16 protein-coding genes and 1 pseudogene are annotated in these 16,300 nt (G+C 72.8%); 2 read left to right on the forward strand and 15 right to left on the reverse strand.

Annotated features, from left to right (window positions below; genetic code table 11):
- Positions 1–33: 33 nt before the first annotated feature.
- Positions 34–228, reverse strand: coding sequence for a hypothetical protein (locus ABC138_RS12415; RefSeq protein WP_068323319.1), 195 nt, complete (start codon positions 226–228; stop codon positions 34–36).
- On the opposite strand from ABC138_RS12415, the pseudogene ABC138_RS12420 reads away from it, so the two are divergent.
- Positions 143–481, forward strand: a pseudogene (locus ABC138_RS12420) (transcriptional repressor); the annotation flags it as partial. The gene ABC138_RS12415 and the pseudogene ABC138_RS12420 sit on opposite strands and share 86 nt — an antisense overlap.
- Before the next feature lie 64 nt (positions 482–545).
- On the forward strand, positions 546–2,105 hold the full coding sequence (locus tag ABC138_RS12425; RefSeq protein ID WP_345913843.1) for a catalase: 1,560 nt from the start codon (positions 546–548) through the stop codon (positions 2,103–2,105).
- A 69-nt stretch (positions 2,106–2,174) separates the two neighbouring features.
- On the opposite strand, the gene ABC138_RS12430 is transcribed toward ABC138_RS12425, so the two are convergent.
- From ABC138_RS12430 to ABC138_RS12495, 14 genes are all read right to left on the reverse strand, one after another.
- Positions 2,175–2,939 (reverse strand): RNA methyltransferase, encoded by a 765-nt coding sequence (locus ABC138_RS12430; protein WP_082807446.1) that lies wholly within the window; start codon positions 2,937–2,939, stop codon positions 2,175–2,177.
- A gap of 56 nt (positions 2,940–2,995) precedes the next feature.
- Positions 2,996–3,379: a 50S ribosomal protein L20 gene (gene rplT, locus ABC138_RS12435; protein ID WP_068323305.1), complete on the reverse strand. Its 384-nt coding sequence runs from the start codon at positions 3,377–3,379 to the stop codon at positions 2,996–2,998.
- A gap of 41 nt (positions 3,380–3,420) precedes the next feature.
- On the reverse strand, positions 3,421–3,615 hold the full coding sequence (gene rpmI / locus ABC138_RS12440; RefSeq protein WP_068323302.1) for a 50S ribosomal protein L35: 195 nt from the start codon (positions 3,613–3,615) through the stop codon (positions 3,421–3,423).
- Positions 3,616–3,658: 43 nt separating this feature from the next.
- Positions 3,659–4,333 carry a translation initiation factor IF-3 gene (gene infC / locus ABC138_RS12445; protein WP_068323299.1) on the reverse strand — a complete coding sequence of 225 codons (675 nt, stop codon included), beginning with the start codon at positions 4,331–4,333 and terminating at the stop codon, positions 3,659–3,661.
- A 272-nt stretch (positions 4,334–4,605) separates the two neighbouring features.
- Positions 4,606–5,331: an SseB family protein gene (locus ABC138_RS12450; RefSeq protein WP_068323290.1), complete on the reverse strand. Its 726-nt coding sequence runs from the start codon at positions 5,329–5,331 to the stop codon at positions 4,606–4,608.
- Complete coding sequence (priA, locus tag ABC138_RS12455; RefSeq protein ID WP_068323287.1) at positions 5,328–6,071, reverse strand: bifunctional 1-(5-phosphoribosyl)-5-((5-phosphoribosylamino)methylideneamino)imidazole-4-carboxamide isomerase/phosphoribosylanthranilate isomerase PriA; 744 nt, start codon at positions 6,069–6,071, stop codon at positions 5,328–5,330. The genes ABC138_RS12450 and priA overlap by 4 nt, the downstream gene beginning before the upstream one ends.
- Positions 6,068–6,721: an imidazole glycerol phosphate synthase subunit HisH gene (hisH, locus tag ABC138_RS12460; protein WP_068323284.1), complete on the reverse strand. Its 654-nt coding sequence runs from the start codon at positions 6,719–6,721 to the stop codon at positions 6,068–6,070. The genes priA and hisH overlap by 4 nt, the downstream gene beginning before the upstream one ends.
- Positions 6,718–7,311, reverse strand: coding sequence for a hypothetical protein (locus tag ABC138_RS12465; protein WP_169701836.1), 594 nt, complete (start codon positions 7,309–7,311; stop codon positions 6,718–6,720). Before ABC138_RS12465 ends, hisH begins: the two co-directional genes overlap by 4 nt.
- Positions 7,312–7,318: 7 nt before the next feature.
- A complete protein-coding gene (hisB, locus tag ABC138_RS12470; RefSeq protein ID WP_345913845.1) occupies positions 7,319–7,930 on the reverse strand; it encodes an imidazoleglycerol-phosphate dehydratase HisB in 612 nt (203 codons plus the stop codon).
- Positions 7,927–9,045 carry a histidinol-phosphate transaminase gene (locus tag ABC138_RS12475; protein WP_068423617.1) on the reverse strand — a complete coding sequence of 373 codons (1,119 nt, stop codon included), beginning with the start codon at positions 9,043–9,045 and terminating at the stop codon, positions 7,927–7,929. Before ABC138_RS12475 ends, hisB begins: the two co-directional genes overlap by 4 nt.
- Positions 9,042–10,376, reverse strand: coding sequence for a histidinol dehydrogenase (gene hisD / locus ABC138_RS12480; RefSeq protein WP_068323270.1), 1,335 nt, complete (start codon positions 10,374–10,376; stop codon positions 9,042–9,044). Before hisD ends, ABC138_RS12475 begins: the two co-directional genes overlap by 4 nt.
- 96 nt (positions 10,377–10,472) lie before the next feature.
- Positions 10,473–13,442, reverse strand: a complete 2,970-nt coding sequence (locus tag ABC138_RS12485) for a bifunctional [glutamine synthetase] adenylyltransferase/[glutamine synthetase]-adenylyl-L-tyrosine phosphorylase (protein ID WP_345913846.1) — start codon at positions 13,440–13,442, stop codon at positions 10,473–10,475.
- A 4-nt stretch (positions 13,443–13,446) separates the two neighbouring features.
- On the reverse strand, positions 13,447–14,784 hold the full coding sequence (locus ABC138_RS12490; RefSeq protein WP_345913847.1) for a glutamine synthetase family protein: 1,338 nt from the start codon (positions 14,782–14,784) through the stop codon (positions 13,447–13,449).
- Between the two features lie 26 nt (positions 14,785–14,810).
- Positions 14,811–16,154 carry a methyltransferase domain-containing protein gene (locus ABC138_RS12495; protein WP_345913848.1) on the reverse strand — a complete coding sequence of 448 codons (1,344 nt, stop codon included), beginning with the start codon at positions 16,152–16,154 and terminating at the stop codon, positions 14,811–14,813.
- Between the last annotated feature and the right edge of the window lie 146 nt (positions 16,155–16,300).

Consider the following 16,300-nt stretch of genomic DNA (forward strand, 5'->3'; position numbering starts at 1 on the left):
GCGCGACCCCCTTCCGCCCTTTTCTTGACTGGTTCAAGTATCGGTGCGAGTCTTGGGGACGATGAGCACCATGATCGACACCGACGCCGCGGCAGATCTCCTGCGTGGCCGGTCGCTGCGGGTGACCGCCCCGCGCGTGGCCGTGCTGCGCGAGCTCTCCGCGCGCCCCCACGCCGACGTCGACACGATCGCGCGCAGCACGCGCGAGCGCCTCGGCTCGGTGAGCACCCAGGCCGTCTACGACATCCTCGCGGTGTTGTCCGCCCACGGGCTCGTGCGCAAGTTCGAGCCCGCCGGCCACCCCGCCCGCTTCGAGCTCGAGCTCGGCGACAACCACCACCACCTCGTGTGCCGTTCGTGCAGCACGATGGTCGATGTCGACTGCGCCCCCGGCAAGGCACCCTGCCTCGACGCCGCCGACGACCACGGTTTCGCCATCGACGAGGCCGAGGTCATCTACTGGGGCATCTGCCCCGACTGCGCGACCGCGACGGCACCCCCTGACCAGCACTGCGCCCCACCCCACAGAGAAAGAGGAGCAGCACATGTCCACCACCCCCTCCACCCCGCAGAGCCGCGCGGACGCGTGCGGGACGCTCGACGTCTCCGGGCCCTCGACGCAGCTCAACGGCTCCCCGACGGTCAGCGACCGCAACAGTCTCTCCGTGGGGAGCAACGGCCCCCTCCTGCTCCACGACACCCACCTGGTCGACATGCTCGCGCACTTCAACCGGGAGAACATCCCCGAGCGCAAGCCGCACGCCAAGGGCGCGGGCGCCTTCGGTCACTTCGAGACCACGGCCGACGTCTCGCGGTACACCAAGGCCGCCCTCTTCCAGCCGGGCACGACGACCCGCATGCTCGCGCGCTTCTCGACGGTGGCCGGGGAGCTCGGTTCCCCCGACACGTGGCGTGACGTGCGCGGCTTCGCGCTGCGCTTCTACACCTCCGAGGGCAACTTCGACCTCGTGGGCAACAACACCCCGATCTTCTTCCTGCGCGACCCGCTGAAGTTCCCCAACTTCATCCGCAGCCAGAAGCGCCTGCCCGACAACGGGCTGCGCGACAACACGATGCAGTGGGACTTCTGGACCAACAACCCCGAGTCGGCGCACCAGGTCACCTACCTCATGGGTGACCGTGGCCTGCCGCGCTCGTGGCGCCACATGAACGGCTACGGCAGCCACACCTACATGTGGGTCAACGCCTCGGGCGAGAAGTTCTGGGTCAAGTACCACTTCCACACCCAGCAGGGCGTGCGCGGCATCACGGGCGAGGCGGCCGACCGGATCGCCGGGCAGGACGCGGACTTCCACCGTCGCGACCTCTTCGACGCGATCGCCCGCGGCGAGTCCCCGCAGTGGAAGCTGTCTGTCCAGGTCATGCCCTACGAGGACGCGAAGACCTACCGCTTCAACCCCTTCGACCTGACGAAGACCTGGCCGCACGAGGACTACCCGCTCATCGAGGTCGGCACGATGACCCTCGACGAGAACCCGGTGAACTTCTTCGCGCAGATCGACCAGGCGGCGTTCGCGCCGAGCAACACGGTCCCGGGCATCGGGTACTCCCCCGACAAGATGCTGCTCAGCCGGGTCTTCGCCTACGCGGACGCGCACCGGGCCCGGATCGGCCCGAACTTCCACCAGCTGCCGGTCAACCGCCCCGCGGTCCAGCAGGAGAACCACTACTCCTTCGACGGCCCGATGCGCTACGAGCACTCGGGTGCCGCGCCGACCTACCACCCCAACAGCTTCGGCAGGCCGGTCGCGGACTTCGAGGGACCGGTCGACGACGGGTGGGAGGTCGACGGCGCGATCGTGCGCTCGGCCTACCAGCTGCACCCGGAGGACGACGACTTCGGTCAGCCGGGCACGCTCGTGCGCGAGGTCTTCGACGACGCCCAGCGGGACCGTCTCGTCGACACGGTCGTCGGCTCGCTCGCCGGCGTCGAGGACCCGGTCCTCTCGCGGGTCTTCGAGTACTGGACCAACATCGACGCCACGATCGGTCAGCGGGTCCGGGACGGCAAGGCCGCCGCGGACGAGGCGCCGGTCGACCCGGGCGAGGTCCTCGGTGGTCAGGAGACGCACGCGGTCTCCTGATGCCATGGCACGGCGAAGGGGGTGGACCGGCCGGTCCACCCCCTTCGTCGTCGCGTGCCGGGGTCGTGCTCAGGCGCGCTGCTGGCGCGCCGAGGCGTAGAGGCAGATCGTGCTCGCCATGGCGAGGTTGAGCGACTCGGCATGGCCGTGGATCGGGACCCGGACCACCTCGTCGCACGCGGCGAGGGTGGCGTCCTCGAGGCCCCAGGCCTCGTTGCCCATGACCCACACGTGGGGACCGGTGAGGTCGCAGTCGTCCATGGTCCGCTCGCCCGCGCCGTCGGCGGCGAGGCGGGTGATCCCGGCGTCGCCGAGGGCGGTGAGGGTCTCCGAGATGTCGAGGCCCGTGACCACCGGCAGGTGGAAGAGCGAACCCGCCGTCGAGCGCACCACCTTGGGCGAGGTGACGTCGACCGAGGCATCGCTGACGAGGACGGCGTCGGCGCCGGCCGCGTCGGCGCCGCGGATGACGGTGCCGAGGTTGCCGGGGTCGCGCACGTGGGCGAGCAGCACGAGGAGGCGGGGCGAGCTCGCGAGGACCGAGGCGAGGTCGCTCGGGGCCCACTCGACGACGGCCGCCGTGCCCTGCGGGGTGTCGGCGTCGCACATCGCGGCGAGGACCTCCTCGCTCGTCTCGTGGACGAAGACCCCCTGCTCGCGGGCCGGCTCGACGAACTCGGCGTACCGCTGCGCCGCCTCGGTCGTGGCGTACAGGTCGACGATCCGCTCGGGGGCGAAGCTCACGGCCTCGCGGACACCCTGCGGTCCCTCGACGAGGATCCGGCCGGTCCGCCGACGCACAGGACGCCGGGAGAGTCCGCGCACCGACGCCACCCGCTCCGAGGAGGGATTGGTCAGGGGCGGACGCTCCCGGCGTCCGGTGTGGTCGCTCAGGCCGAGGCCTTGGCGTCGCTCGTCGCCGGCACGTTCGCCTTGGCGACCTCGACGAGCGCGGCGAACGCGGCCTCGTCGTTGACGGCGAGCTCGGCGAGCATGCGGCGGTCGACCTCGACCTCCGCGGCGCGCAGACCCTGGATGAACCGGTTGTAGGTCATGCCGTTGGCGCGGGCGCCGGCGTTGATGCGCTGGATCCACAGGCGACGGAAGTCACCCTTCTTGGCCCGGCGGTCCCGGTAGCTGTAACCGAGACTGTGGGTGACCTGCTCCTTCGCCTTGCGGTAGAGGCGGGACCGCTGGCCCCGGTAACCGCTGGCGCGCTCGAGGACGACCCGACGCTTCTTGTGGGCGTTGACCGCCCGCTTCACGCGTGCCACGTGAGTACTCCTTCAGTCAGTGTGTGTGCAAGGTGCTCAGGTCAGCGACCGAGCAGCTTCTTGATCTTCTTCACGTCGGCCTTGGAGACCTCGACGTCGCTCGCGAGACGACGCGCGTGCTGCGGGCTCTTCTCGTGGAACTTGTGGACGTGGTTGGCGCGCTCACGCATGATCTTGCCCGAGCCGGTGACCCGGAAGCGCTTCTTGGCACCGGAGTGCGTCTTGTTCTTCGGCATGGCGCCGATCTCCTTGTCGTTGCTGTGCTGGTCTGGTGCCGGATCAGGACTCGGCCGGGGCCTCGGTGCTGCCCTCGACCGCGGCCGGGGCCGCGGTGGGCTCCTCCGCCGGTGCCGGGGACTCGGAGGTCCGCTGCTCCGGGGCGTTGGCCTCGGCGGCCACCTTCTCCTCGTCCTTCTTGCGCCGCGCCTCGGCGCGGGCCTCGGACTTCTTGCGCGTCGGGGCAAGCACCATGATCATGTTGCGCCCGTCCTGCTTGGGCGCCGACTCGACCGTGCCGAGCTCGATGACGTCCTCGGCCAGGCGCTGCAGGAGCCGGAAGCCCAGCTCGGGACGCGACTGCTCACGCCCGCGGAACATGATCGTCACCTTGACCTTGTCGCCGGCGCCCAGGAAGCGCTCGACGTGGCCCTTCTTGGTGCCGTAGTCGTGGCTGTCGATCTTCGGTCGGAGCTTGATCTCCTTGATGACCGTGTTGACCTGGTTCTTGCGCGCGTCGCGCGCCTTCATCGCGGCTTCGTACTTGTACTTGCCGAAGTCCATGAGCTTGGCGACCGGGGGCTTGGCCATCGGAGCGACCTCGACGAGGTCGAGGTCTGCCTCGGCAGCGAGACGCAGGGCGTCCTCCACGCGGACGATGCCGACCTGCTCCCCGTTGGGGCCGACCAACCGCACCTCCGGGACGCGGATACGGTCATTGATGCGAGGTTCGCTGATGTGCTGCTCCTTAGCTCGGTGTCCTGCGTACCGACGAAGAAAGGCTCCTCGCCGATCGCGAGGAGCCTCACCAGAGCACGACGACGATGCCGGACGGAGGGTGCCTGGGCACCCGGCGGATCCGGACCGCGTCGAGACCTGAGACCCGGCAACCAGCTGGTTGTCGCGGGTGGAAGCGAGGCTCCTCTTGCGTCACCACCACGAGGATGGTGACCGGTCGGAGACAACAGTAGCAGCGACCCCCGCGCGAGCCGAAATCGCCGCCCGTCGACTCAGGAGACGGTGAAGGAGAGCCCGTCGACGCGCGCCCGGAGCTCACCGTCGGTGGCCAGCTCCTCGGCGATCGCCGTCACGAGCTCCTCGACCGCGGCCGCGTCGAGGCCGGGGACGAGCGTGAGACCGATCTGCAGGATCCCCTGCCCGTCGGGCACCCCCTCGGCGAGCGTGTGGCCGATGACCTGCTCGACCCCGGCGCAGACCCGCTCCACCGACCGCGCGACGAAGGGGTCCTCGTGCGCTGGCAGCCACGGCCGCTGCTGGGCGAGCGCCCAGACCATGGACGCCCGGACCTCGAAGGCGTGCTCGCTCGCGCAGTCGAGCACGATGAGGTCGGCCTGCTCGCTCACCGCGGCCTGCGCGGCGCGAGCGGCCTTGACCGGCACGGGACGCACGGACGCGTCGAAGGCCGCGAGAGCGGCCATCGAGGAGAAGACGGGCAGCGCGGTGCGTCCGTCGGGGTGCTCGAGGAGGACGACAGCCATGTCGGCCTCCTTGTCAGCGGTGTGGCCGGCCTCGGTCTGCGTGGTCTCCGCCGCGACCGCAGCCACCGGCACGAGCAGCCGCGCGCGCGCGAGGTGCTCGAGCACGTCGGTCTCCGCGCCGGTGGTGAGGGCGCGCAGCAGCGCCGGGTCGGCCTCGCCGGAGTCACCGGCGAAGCCGCCGGCGGGCAGCTCGCGCCCCTGCCAGGGCACACCGGCGGAGTCGGTGGGCCCGCTCACGGCCGCCCGGCCGCGTCGAGGGCCTCAGTCAGGGTGACGCTGCCCTTGTAGAGAGCCGAGCCGATGATCGCGCCCTCGACGCCCTCGGGGACGAGGTCGCGCAGGGCGACGACGTCGTCCACGGTCGTGACGCCGCCGCTCGCGACGACCTTGGCGTCGGTGGCGGCGGCGACCTCGCGCAGCAGCTGCACGTTGGGACCGGCGAGCATGCCGTCCTTGGCGACGTCGGTGACGACGTAGCGGACGCAGCCCTCGGCGTCCAGGCGCGCGAGGGTCTCCCACAGGTCGCCGCCCTCCTGGGTCCACCCGCGGGCGGCGAGCGTCGCGCCCCGCACGTCGAGGCCGACGGCGATGCGCTCGCCGTGCTCGGCGATGGCCCGGGCGGTCCACTCGGGGTTCTCCAGGGCGGCGGTGCCGACGTTGACCCGGGCGCAGCCCGAGGCGAGCGCGGCGGCCAGCGACTCCTCGTCGCGGATGCCTCCGCTCAGCTCGACCTTGAGGTCGAGGCGTCCGACGATGTCGGCGAGGAGCTCACGGTTGCTCCCTTCGCCGAAGGCCGCGTCGAGGTCGACCAGGTGGATCCACTCGGCGCCCTGCTCCTGCCAGGCCTGCGCGGCCTCGAGCGGGTCACCGAAGTCCCACCCCGACCCGGCGACGCCTTGCTGGAGCTGGACGGCGCGGCCGCCCCGTACGTCGACGGCGGGAAGGAGCTCCAGCCGGGGCCGGTCGGTCGTGGTCACAGTGACATCACCCAGTTCTTGAGGAGGTGCAGTCCCGCATCCCCGGACTTCTCGGGGTGGAACTGCGTGGCGGACAACGGACCGTTCTCGACGGCCGCGACGAAGGGGGACCCGTGCTCGCTCCACGTGACGAGCGGCGTGGCGGCGACGAGCGCCCCCGGCGCGGTCGGCAGGTCCCAGGTGGCCACCCCGTAGGAGTGGACGAAGTAGAAGCGCTCGTCCTCCACGCCCGCGAGCAGGCGCGTGCCCTCGGGCGCGGTGACGGTCGACCAGCCCATGTGGGGCACGACGGGGGCGGACAGCCGGGAGACGGTGCCGGGCCACTGGTGCAGGCCCTCCTGCTCCGGCTGGGCCGCGCTCGGCTCGCCGGACCCCTCGAACATCACCTGCATGCCGACGCAGACCCCGAGGACGGGGCGGCCGCCGGCGAGACGGGTGTCGACGAGCGAGGGGCCGTCGACGGCCCGCAGCCCGGCCATGCAGGCGTGGAAGTTGCCGACGCCCGGCACGAGCAGCCCGTCGGCGGCGAGCACGGCGGACCGGTCGGCGGTCAGCTCGACGTCCGCGCCCACGTGGGTGAGCGCCCGGACGGCGGAGTGGATGTTGCCGGAGCCGTAGTCGAGAACGACGACACGGGGTTGGCTGCTCATTGGTGCACGTCCTTGACGACGGACTCGAAGGTGGACACGGCGCGCTCGTCGGGCGCGATGACGGGACCGAGCGCCGTGTCGGAGCCGTCGAGGAGACGGGCCCCCGGCAGACCGAGGACGGTCATCGCCTCGTCGAGCCACTCCAGGTGGGTGAGGTCGGTACGCCGCCAGAGGGCGCGGATCTCGCGGATCGGCACCAGGCGTGCGCCGGAGCCGGCCGAGAGCGCGCGGTGCAGGTCCTCGGGGGCGAGCGGCGGCAGCTGCGGTCCGCGGACGATCTCGCGGTCCGGGGCCCGCAGCGCCCACCGGATCGGCGAGCGGCCGGGGGCACGGGCCGTGACGACGGCCGTGTCACCGATCCTGAAGAAGCCGATGGCCGGTGCGAGCCGGGCGCCGGTGTGCCGGGCGGCGAGCACGGTGAGTGCGTCGTCGTAGGGAGCGGCGGTCACCGTCGCCGAGGTCGCGGGCACGACGATCGACCACGTGGGGTGCTCGACGACGTGGCAGGGCACGACGCCGCCCCGCACCCAGTCCACGGCGGCCGCGGACGACGCGGAGAGGAGGACCACTCCCCTGTCGGGCTCGGTCATCTCATCCCTACAGCGCGCCCTTGGCGCTCGGGATGCCGCTCACCCGGGGGTCGGGGGCAACCGCCGCGCGCAGTGCGCGGGCGAGCGCCTTGAACTGCGCCTCGACGATGTGGTGCGGGTCGCGCCCGGCGAGCACCCGCACGTGCAGGGCGATGCCGGCGTTGTAGGCGAAGGACTCCAGCACGTGGCGGGTGAGCGAGCCGACGAAGTTGCCGCCGATGACGACGTGCTCCTGGCCGGCGGGCTCACCGGTGTGGACGACGTACGGCCGCCCGGCCACGTCGACGACCGCGTGGACGAGCGCCTCGTCGAGCGGGACGGTCGCGTCGCCGAAGCGGCTGATGCCGCTCTTGTCGCCGAGTGCCTGGCGGACCGCCTGGCCGAGGACGATCGCGACGTCCTCGACGGTGTGGTGGGCGTCGACGTCGACATCGCCCTCGGCGGCGATCGTCAGGTCGATGAGGCTGTGCTTGGCCAGCGACAGGAGCATGTGGTCGTAGAAGCGCACACCCGTCGACACCTGGCCCGCGCCGGTGCCGTCGAGGTCGACGCTCACCTCGACCCGGCTCTCGGATGTGCCGCGGGTCACCGTCGCGGTACGGGGAGCGGCGCTGCTCACGGGGTCTCCTTGGTGGTGGCGTGCGTGGGGACGAGCTCGGCGAGCGCGGTCAGGAACCGGGTCGTCTCCTCCGGCGTGCCGGCGGTGACGCGCAGGTGGTGCGGGATCCCGACGTCCCGGACGAGCACGCCCCGGTCCAGCAGAGCCTGCCACGTCGCCGCGGCGTCGGCGAGGCCGCCGAAGAGGACGAAGTTGGCATCGCTCGGCACGGGCCGCAGGCCGAGGGCCGTGAGCTCGGTGACGAGCCGGTCACGCTGGTCCTTGATGGCCTCGACCGTCTCCAGGAGCCGGTCCGCGTGCTCGAGCGCGACGCGGGCGATCGTCTGCGTCGGCGCCGAGAGGTGGTACGGCAGTCGCACGAGGCGCAGAGCGTCGATGACGTCGGGGTCGGCGGCGAGGTAGCCCAGCCGTCCACCTGCGAGGGCGAAGGCCTTGCTCATCGTGCGCGTCACGACGAGGCGCGGGTGCCGCTCGAGGAGCGAGAGCGCGGTGGGCGTCCCGGGACGGGCGAACTCCGCGTACGCCTCGTCGACGACGACGATCGCCCGCGGCGCGGCCTCGAGCATCGCCTGGACCACGTCGAAGGGCAGGGCGGTGCCGGTCGGGTTGTTGGGCGAGCAGAGGAAGACGAGGTGCGGGTCGACCCCCTTCGCCTGCTCGATCGCGGACTCGACGGTGAGGTCGAAGCTGGCCCGGTCACGCTGCCCGTCGACCCACGTCGTGCCGAGCGTCTCGGCGATGATCGGGTGCATCGAGTACGCGGGGGTGAAGCCGAGCGCGGTCCGCTCCGGCCCGCCGAAGGCCTGGACGAGGTGCGAGAGGACCTCGTTGGACCCGTTGCCGGCCCACAGCTGCTCGGGGCGGATGGAGACCCCGCTGCGGTCGTGCAGGTAGTCACCGAGCGCCTTGCGCAGCGCGGTGAACTCGCGGTCCGGGTACCGGTTGAGCGTCCCGAGCTCGTCCGCGAGCTCCGCGAGGATGGCCTCGACGACCTCGGGGGGCACCGGGTAGGAGGACTCGTTGGTGTTGAGCTGCACGTCGACGTCCAGCTGCGGCGCACCGTAGGGGGTGCGGCCGCGCAGCCCGGGGCGCAGCAGCTCGCTGATCTCGCTCATCGCCGGACCTCGCCCGTGCGCGCGGTGACGGCCTCGCCGTGGGCGGGCAGGTCCTCGGCCTCGGCCAGGGCCACGACGTGCGGGGCGACCTCGGCGAGGGCCTGCGCCGAGTACTCGACGACGTGGATGCCCCGGAGGAAGGACTGCACGGACAGGCCGCTGCTGTGGGCGGCGCTGCCGCCGGTGGGCAGGACGTGGTTGGACCCGGCGACGTAGTCCCCGAGGCTCACCGGCGAGTGCGTACCGACGAAGATCGCCCCTGCGTTGCGCACGCGCGCCGCGACCTGCGGCGCGTCCGCCGTGATGACCTCGAGGTGCTCGGCGGCGTAGGCGTCGACGACCCGCAGGCCGGCATCGACGTCGTCGACGAGGACGATCGCGGACTGGCGCCCGGTGAGGGCCTCGCCGACGCGCTCGCTGTGCTTGGTCGCGGCCGCGCGCCGCTCGACGGCAGCGGTGACGGCGTCGGCGAGCTCGGTGGAGTCGGTGACCAGGACGGAACCGGCGAGCGGGTCGTGCTCGGCCTGGCTGATGAGGTCGGCCGCGACGTGCTCGGGGTCGGCGCTCGCGTCGGCGAGCACGGCGATCTCGGTCGGCCCGGCCTCGGCGTCGATGCCGATGAGGCCCTTGAGCAGCCGCTTGGCCGCGGCGACGTAGATGTTGCCCGGGCCGGTGACGAGGCTGACGGGGGCGCACTCGTCGGCACCGTCGGTGAACCCGTGGGCGAAGCCGGCGACCGCCTGGGCCCCACCCATCGCCCACACCTCGTCGACGCCGAGCAGCGCGCACGCCGCGAGGATCGTCGGGTGCGGGTAGCCGGCGAAGACGCCGGTGTTCTCGCGCTGGGGCGGGCTGGCGACGGCGAGCGACCCGACTCCGGCGATCTGGGCGGGCACGACGTTCATGACGACGGACGAGGGGTAGACCGCCCGGCCACCGGGCACGTACAGGCCGACCCGCTCGACCGGGACCCAGCGCTCGGTGACGGTCCCCCCGGGCGCGAGCGTGGTCGTGGTGTCGGTGCGACGCTGGTCGGCGTGGACCGCACGGGCGCGCTCGATGGCCAGCTCCAGGGCGGCCCGCACGTCGGCGTCGAGGACCTCCACGGCGGCCTCGAGGACCTGCGCCGGCACGCGGAGGGCGGTCGGCCGCACCCCGTCGAAGCGCTCGGCGAGGTCGTAGAGCGCCTCGGCGCCCCGGTCATGGACGTCGTCGCAGATCGGTCGCACCGCGTCGAGCGCGGCCTCGACGTCGTACTCGGCGCGCGGCAGGGCTGCCCGCAGCTGCCGGGCCCCGAGGGGCTGGGAACGCAGGTCGATCGTGGCGAGCATGGGACAAGTCTAGGTTCGTCCACCGGACGGCCCGTCCGGTGTCCACCGCTCGGGGTCACCCGACGCCCGCCGCACCACCCCGAGAGCAGCAGGCGCTCACTCCTCGCCGTAGAAGATCCGGTCGACGACCTGGCGCGCGTGGCGGGCGGTGCGGCGGTAGGACTCGGCGAGCGCCAGCCCCGACTGCGGCTCCATCCCGACGATGCGCCCCACGCCGTCCGCCTCGCGCAGGTTGGACGGGACGGAGTCGACCGCGCGACCGCGGAAGAGCATGCCGGCGTTGCGCAGCAGGGAGGCCATGCACCACGCCTGGCGCAGCACCTCGGCGTCCTCGGCGGTGACCAGCCCCGCCTCGACCGCCGCCGTGAGTGCGGGCAGGGTCCGGGTCGTGCGCAGGCCCTCGTGCTCGTGGGCGTGCTCCATCTGCAGCAGCTGCACGGTCCACTCGACGTCGGAGAGACCGCCCATCCCGAGCTTGAAGTGCGCCTTGCGGTCGGCGCCGCGGGGCAGCCGCTCGGCCTCCATCCGGGCCTTGAGCCGGCGGACCTCGCGGATCTGCGTGGCGTCGAGCCCGTCGTCGGACCAGCGCAGCGGGTCGATGAGGGCGATGAACCGCTCCCCCAGCCCCGGGTCCCCGGCGACCGGTCGGGCCCGCAGGAGCGCCTGCGCCTCCCAGGTCTGGGACCACCGCGCGTAGTAGGTCGCGTACGACGCCAGGGTGCGCACCATCGGCCCGCTCTTGCCCTCGGGCCGCAGGTCCGCGTCGAGGCCGAGCGGCGGGTCGGAGCCCGGCGCCCCGAGCAGCCGACGCATCTCCCCCACGACCGCGAGCGCGGCCTCCTGGGCGATCTGGTCGGCGACCCCGTCGTGCGGGTCGTGCACGTAGAGCACGTCGGCGTCCGAGGAGTAGCCGATCTCCCTGCCCCCGAGGCGCCCCATCCCGATGATCAGCAGGTCCGTGCCCAGCGGCCGGCCCAGGTCGGCCTCGACGGAGCGGACGACGACCTCGAGGGATGCCTCGATCGTCGCCTCGCTGAGGTCGGTGAGGGCCTGCCCGACCTGCTCCAGGCTCACCGTGTCCTGCAGGTCCGCGACGGCGACGCGGAAGATCTCGGCGCGGCGGATGGCACGGATCGCAGAGACCGCCGCGTCGGCGTCGTCGCGGCGGCCGGCCGCCGCCCGCATGCGGCGCAGGATCTCGTCCCTGCCGCGGGGGCGCAGCCCGTCCCCGTCGCCGAGCATCTGGACGGCCTCGGGGCTCGCCAGCAGCAGGTCGCCGGCGAACCGGCTGGCCCCGAGGGTGTGGGCGAGGACCTGGGCGGCCTCCCCTTCGTCCCGCAGCAGCCGGAGGTACCAGTGCGTGGAGCCGAGCGCCTCGCTCACCTTGCGGAAGGCGAGGAGCCCGGCATCGGGGTCGGCCATCTCCGCGAACCACTCGAGCATGACCGGCAGGAGCTGGCGCTGGATCGCGGCCGTGCGGTTGACCCCGTCGGTGAGCACCTCGAGGTGACGCAGCGCCCCGGCAGGGTCGCGGTAGCCGAGGGCGCCGAGCCGCGCGCGGGCCGCGTCGGGCGTGAGCCGGGCCTCGTCCGGGCTGAGCCGGGCGACCGCGGACAGCAGCGGCCGGTAGAAGAGCTGCTGGTGGAGGCGGCGCACCTCCCGGGAGCGCTCGGTGCGCAGGGCGACCACCTGCTTGTCCGGCTGGTCGAAGAGGCGCATGGCGCGGCCGAGACGCCGCAGGTCCTGCTCGGACGTCGGCATGAGGTGCGTGCGGCGCAGCCGGTGCAGCTGGATCCGGTGCTCCAGGGTGCGCAGCACCCGGTAGGCGTCGCCGAGGACCCGCGCGTCGCGGCGACCGATGTAGCCGCCGGTGGACAGCGCCGCGAGGGCGTCGAGGGTCGTGCCCGAGTGCAGCGTCTCGTCGGTGCGTCCGTGGACGAGCTGGAGCAGCTGCACGGAGAACTCGACGTCGCGCAGCCCGCCGGGGCCGAGCTTGAGCTGGCGCGCGGCCTCGGCGGCGGGGATGTGCTCCTCGACGCGGCGGCGCATGGCCTGCACGTCGTCGACGAAGTCCTCCCGGGAGGCGGCCTCCCAGACGAGCGGCCGCACGGCACCGAGGTACTCGGCGCCGAGGCCGGCGTCGCCCGCCAGGTGGCGCGCCTTGAGCAGGGCCTGGAACTCCCAGGTCTTGGCCCAGCGCTCGTAGTACGTGCGGTGGCTGGCGACGGTGCGCACGAGCGGGCCCTGCTTGCCCTCGGGTCGCAGGGCCGCGTCGACGGGCCACAGGCTGCCGTGGGCGGTGGCGTCGGCGCAGGCGTGCATCGTGCGCGTCGCGATCCTGGTCGCCGTCTCGAGGGCAGCGGCCTCGTCGGCGCCCTCGACGGGCTCGGCGACGAAGATGACGTCGACGTCGGAGATGTAGTTGAGCTCCCGTCCCCCGGCCTTGCCCATGCCGATGACGGCGAACCGGCAGGTCTGGCCGGCCTCCCCGAGCTCGTCGATCGCGATCCGCACCGCGCCCTCGAGCGCCGACCCGGCGAGGTCGGCCAGGGCAGCGGCGGTCGTCGGCAGGTGCGTCAGCGGGTCCTCGGAGGTCACGTCGCAGGCCGCGATGCCGAGCAGCTGCCTCCGGTAGCCGACGCGCAGGGCGTCCTGGGGTTCGAGGTCCCCGTGCTCGGCGATCTCGCCGAGCAACGCCTCGGTCCGCTCCTCGGGGGTCATCTCGTCGGCGTCGACGGCGTCGCGCCACTGCTCGGGGTGGGCCACGAGGTGGTCCACGAGGGCGCTCGAGATCCCGAGGGCACCGATGACGCGGTGCCGCGCGGCCTCGTCGGAGCGAAGGGCGGCGGCCAGGGGGTCGGTCTCGTCGCCGGCGGCCTCGAGGAGCCGGACGAGACCCAGGAGGGCGGCGTCGGGGTCGGCGGCGCGACCGAGCGCGGCGAGCAGCGGCTCCCGGGCGTCGACGAGCGGCTCGAGCGCCGGGTCGGACAGCAGCGTCTCCGCGCGCGCCGTGTCGTTGAAGCCCCGTCGGGCGAGCCCCGGGACCGCGCGGCGTGGTGGCGTCACGAGGTCACAGCCTGGGCAGCAGGCGCTCGAGCTCGAAGGGGGTGACCTGGTTGCGGTAGTCGTCCCACTCCTGGCGCTTGTTGCGCAGGAAGAAGTCGAAGACGTGCTCGCCGAGGGTCTCGGCGACCAGCTCGCTCTCCTCCATGGCCTCGATCGCCTCGGCCAGGCTCGCCGGCAGCGGCTTGATCCCCATGGCGCGACGTTCGCGGTCGGTGAGGCCCCAGACGTCGTCCTCGGCCTCGGGCGGGAGCTCGTAGCCCTCCTCGATGCCCTTGAGGCCGGCCGAGAGCATCACGGCGAAGGCGAGGTAGGGGTTGCACGCGGAGTCGAGGCTGCGGACCTCGACCCGGCTGCTGTTGCCCTTGTTGGGCTTGTACATCGGCACCCGGACCATGGCGGAGCGGTTGTTGTGGCCCCAGGTGAGGTGCGCGGGGGCCTCGCCCCCGCCCCACAGCCGCTTGTAGCTGTTGACCCACTGGTTGGTGACGGCGGTGTACTCGCGCCCGTGGTGCAGCAGGCCGGCGATGAACTGCCGGCCGACCTTGCTCAGCTGGTACGGCGCGCCGGGCTCGTAGAAGGCGTTGGTGTCGCCCTCGAAGAGCGACATGTGCGTGTGCATGCCGCTGCCGGGGTGCTCGGCGAAGACCTTGGGCATGAAGGTCGCGTAGACACCCTGCTCGAGCGCGACCTCCTTGATCACCGTGCGGAAGGTCATGATGTTGTCCGCGGTGGAGAGCGCGTCGGCGTAGCGCAGGTCGATCTCGTTCTGCCCCGGTGCGCCCTCGTGGTGGCTGAACTCCACGGAGATGCCGACCGACTCGAGCATCGTGATCGCCGCCCGGCGGAAGTCGTGCGCCTCGCCCTTGGGCACGTGGTCGAAGTAGCCGCCGTCGTCGACCGGCTCCGGCCGCGCGCCCTTAGGGGTGCCCTGGTGCAGGAGGAAGAACTCGATCTCGGGGTGGGTGTAGAAGCTGAAGCCCATGTCGGCGGCCTTGTCGAGCGCGCGGCGCAGGACGTAGCGGGCGTCGGCGAGCGCGGCCGAGCCGTCGGGCAGCTGGATGTCGCAGAACATCCGGGCAGTGCCCGGGTGCTCACCGCGCCACGGGAGCACCTGGAAGGTCGAGGGGTCGGGGCGCGCGAGCATGTCGGCCTCGTAGACCCTGGTGAAGCCCTCGATGGCCGACCCGTCGAACCCGATCCCCTCAGCGAAGGCACCCTCGAGCTCGGCCGGCGCGATCGCCACCGACTTCAGCGTGCCGAGCACATCCGTGAACCAGAGCCGGACGAACCGGATGTCGCGTTCCTCGATGGTGCGGAGGACGAACTCCTGCTGACGATCCATGGGCCCATCCTGCCCCACGGGCAAGGTCAGCTCACCCAGGCCCAGCGCAGGACACGGAAGTCGATGTCGGCGGTGCCCTCGGCCTCGACGAAGACCTCGACGGCGTCCGAGCCCTCGACCCGCGACCCCGGGACCCGTCGCAGGTACATCCCGCCGCGTCCGGGGGCGATGAGGAAGGTGGGCGACTCCATCCTCGGCCGGGCCTCGCCGGGACGCCAGACCCACTTGCCGACCGCCTCCCCCTCGCGCGACCACACGACCCGCAGGGCCCGGACCGCCTCCGGATCCTCGAGGTGGACCTCCAGGCGCGCCCCCTTCGTCCCCTCGGGCACGGCGAAGGCGACCCCGGCGTACGCCGCCCAGCCCTTGCCCGGTCCGCGGGTCGGGCTCTCGTTGCCGGCCCTGACCCGCAGGCCCCGCAGCGGCAGGCCGGGGTCGTCACCGGTACCCGGGCACGGCTCCACCGTGGGGTCGGCGACGCGCTTGATCCACTGCGCCTCGACGCGCTCGAGGTCCTTGACGACGACATTGGCCATCGACCTGAACGGCGGCTCGAGGAAGCGCTCGGGCTCCACCGGCGCGGTCGCCTCGAGCACGCGGGCGGCCCGCGGCGAGGGCGCCGTGCTCGTGGAGGCCAGGACGACCGCCCACGTGTCGTGGAGGACCTCGACGTGGTGCGCCACCAGGCCGGCGGGCGCGAGCATGTCGTGGATGCGCGCGGCGCCGAAGACCTGCGTGTGCCCCCAGACCCCTTCGAGGCGACCGACGAGCGGGATGGAGAACAGCAGGTCGGTGCCCTCCGGCAGGGCCCGGGCGAGCGTCGCGAGCGCCTCCTCCGGCTCGGGCACGTGCTCGATCACCTCGCAGCACACGAGGAGGGTCGCGTCGACGGCCTCGAGGTCCTGCCGGGTCACCGTGTAGAGGTCCTGCTCGGCGACCTCGGCGACGTCCGCGAAGCCGTTGGCCTCGAGCGTCTGGGTCGTCTTGCGCACGCTGTACCGCGAGAGGTCGACGCCCCGGTACCGCTCGATCCCCCCGTCGCGCAGCATCATCGTCGCGAGGAAGCCGTGACCGATGCCGACCTCGAAGACCCGCTCGCCGGCACCGATGAAGTCCAGGACTCGGCGGTAGCGCGTCACGTTGGCCTCGGACTCGTACATCTGGACGATGCCCGGCGGGATCGTGCCCGGCTCCGGCGAGCGGAACCACTCCCGCGCGCGGTCGACGTCGGCGCCCAGCGTCGCGGAGCGGAACCGTCGGGTGCGCGCCGGGCCGAGCCGCTCCACGAGGTCGATGTCGGCCCATCCCCTCGCGACGAGGGTGCGCTCCACGGGAGAGTCGGGCAGGAGGTGGTCAGCGGTCTGCGTCACGTCGAAGGTCCTCTCCCAGCGGTCCCGGCTCCCGTCCGGCGGGGCCTTCGCCCACAGTATCCGGCGGAGTGGGGGGCCTGTGCGGGCACGCGCCGCGGGGCCCCCCCCCCCCCGGGGGCGGGGGGCGGCCGGGCCCGGGTGGGGGC

This window comes from Janibacter sp. LM, assembly GCF_039631275.1.
Lineage (GTDB): Bacteria > Actinomycetota > Actinomycetes > Actinomycetales > Dermatophilaceae > Janibacter > Janibacter terrae.

Coding starts and splice junctions, on each gene's coding strand:
- ABC138_RS12475 (WP_068423617.1), bottom strand. CDS start 9,045: ATGAGCGAGATCAGCGAGCTGCTGCGCCCCGGGCTGCGCGGCCGCACC.
- ABC138_RS12425 (WP_345913843.1), top strand. CDS start 546: ATGTCCACCACCCCCTCCACCCCGCAGAGCCGCGCGGACGCGTGCGGG.
- ABC138_RS12490 (WP_345913847.1), bottom strand. CDS start 14,784: ATGGATCGTCAGCAGGAGTTCGTCCTCCGCACCATCGAGGAACGCGAC.
- rpmI (WP_068323302.1), bottom strand. CDS start 3,615: ATGCCGAAGAACAAGACGCACTCCGGTGCCAAGAAGCGCTTCCGGGTC.
- ABC138_RS12465 (WP_169701836.1), bottom strand. CDS start 7,311: ATGACCGAGCCCGACAGGGGAGTGGTCCTCCTCTCCGCGTCGTCCGCG.
- hisD (WP_068323270.1), bottom strand. CDS start 10,376: ATGCTCGCCACGATCGACCTGCGTTCCCAGCCCCTCGGGGCCCGGCAG.
- hisH (WP_068323284.1), bottom strand. CDS start 6,721: ATGAGCAGCCAACCCCGTGTCGTCGTTCTCGACTACGGCTCCGGCAAC.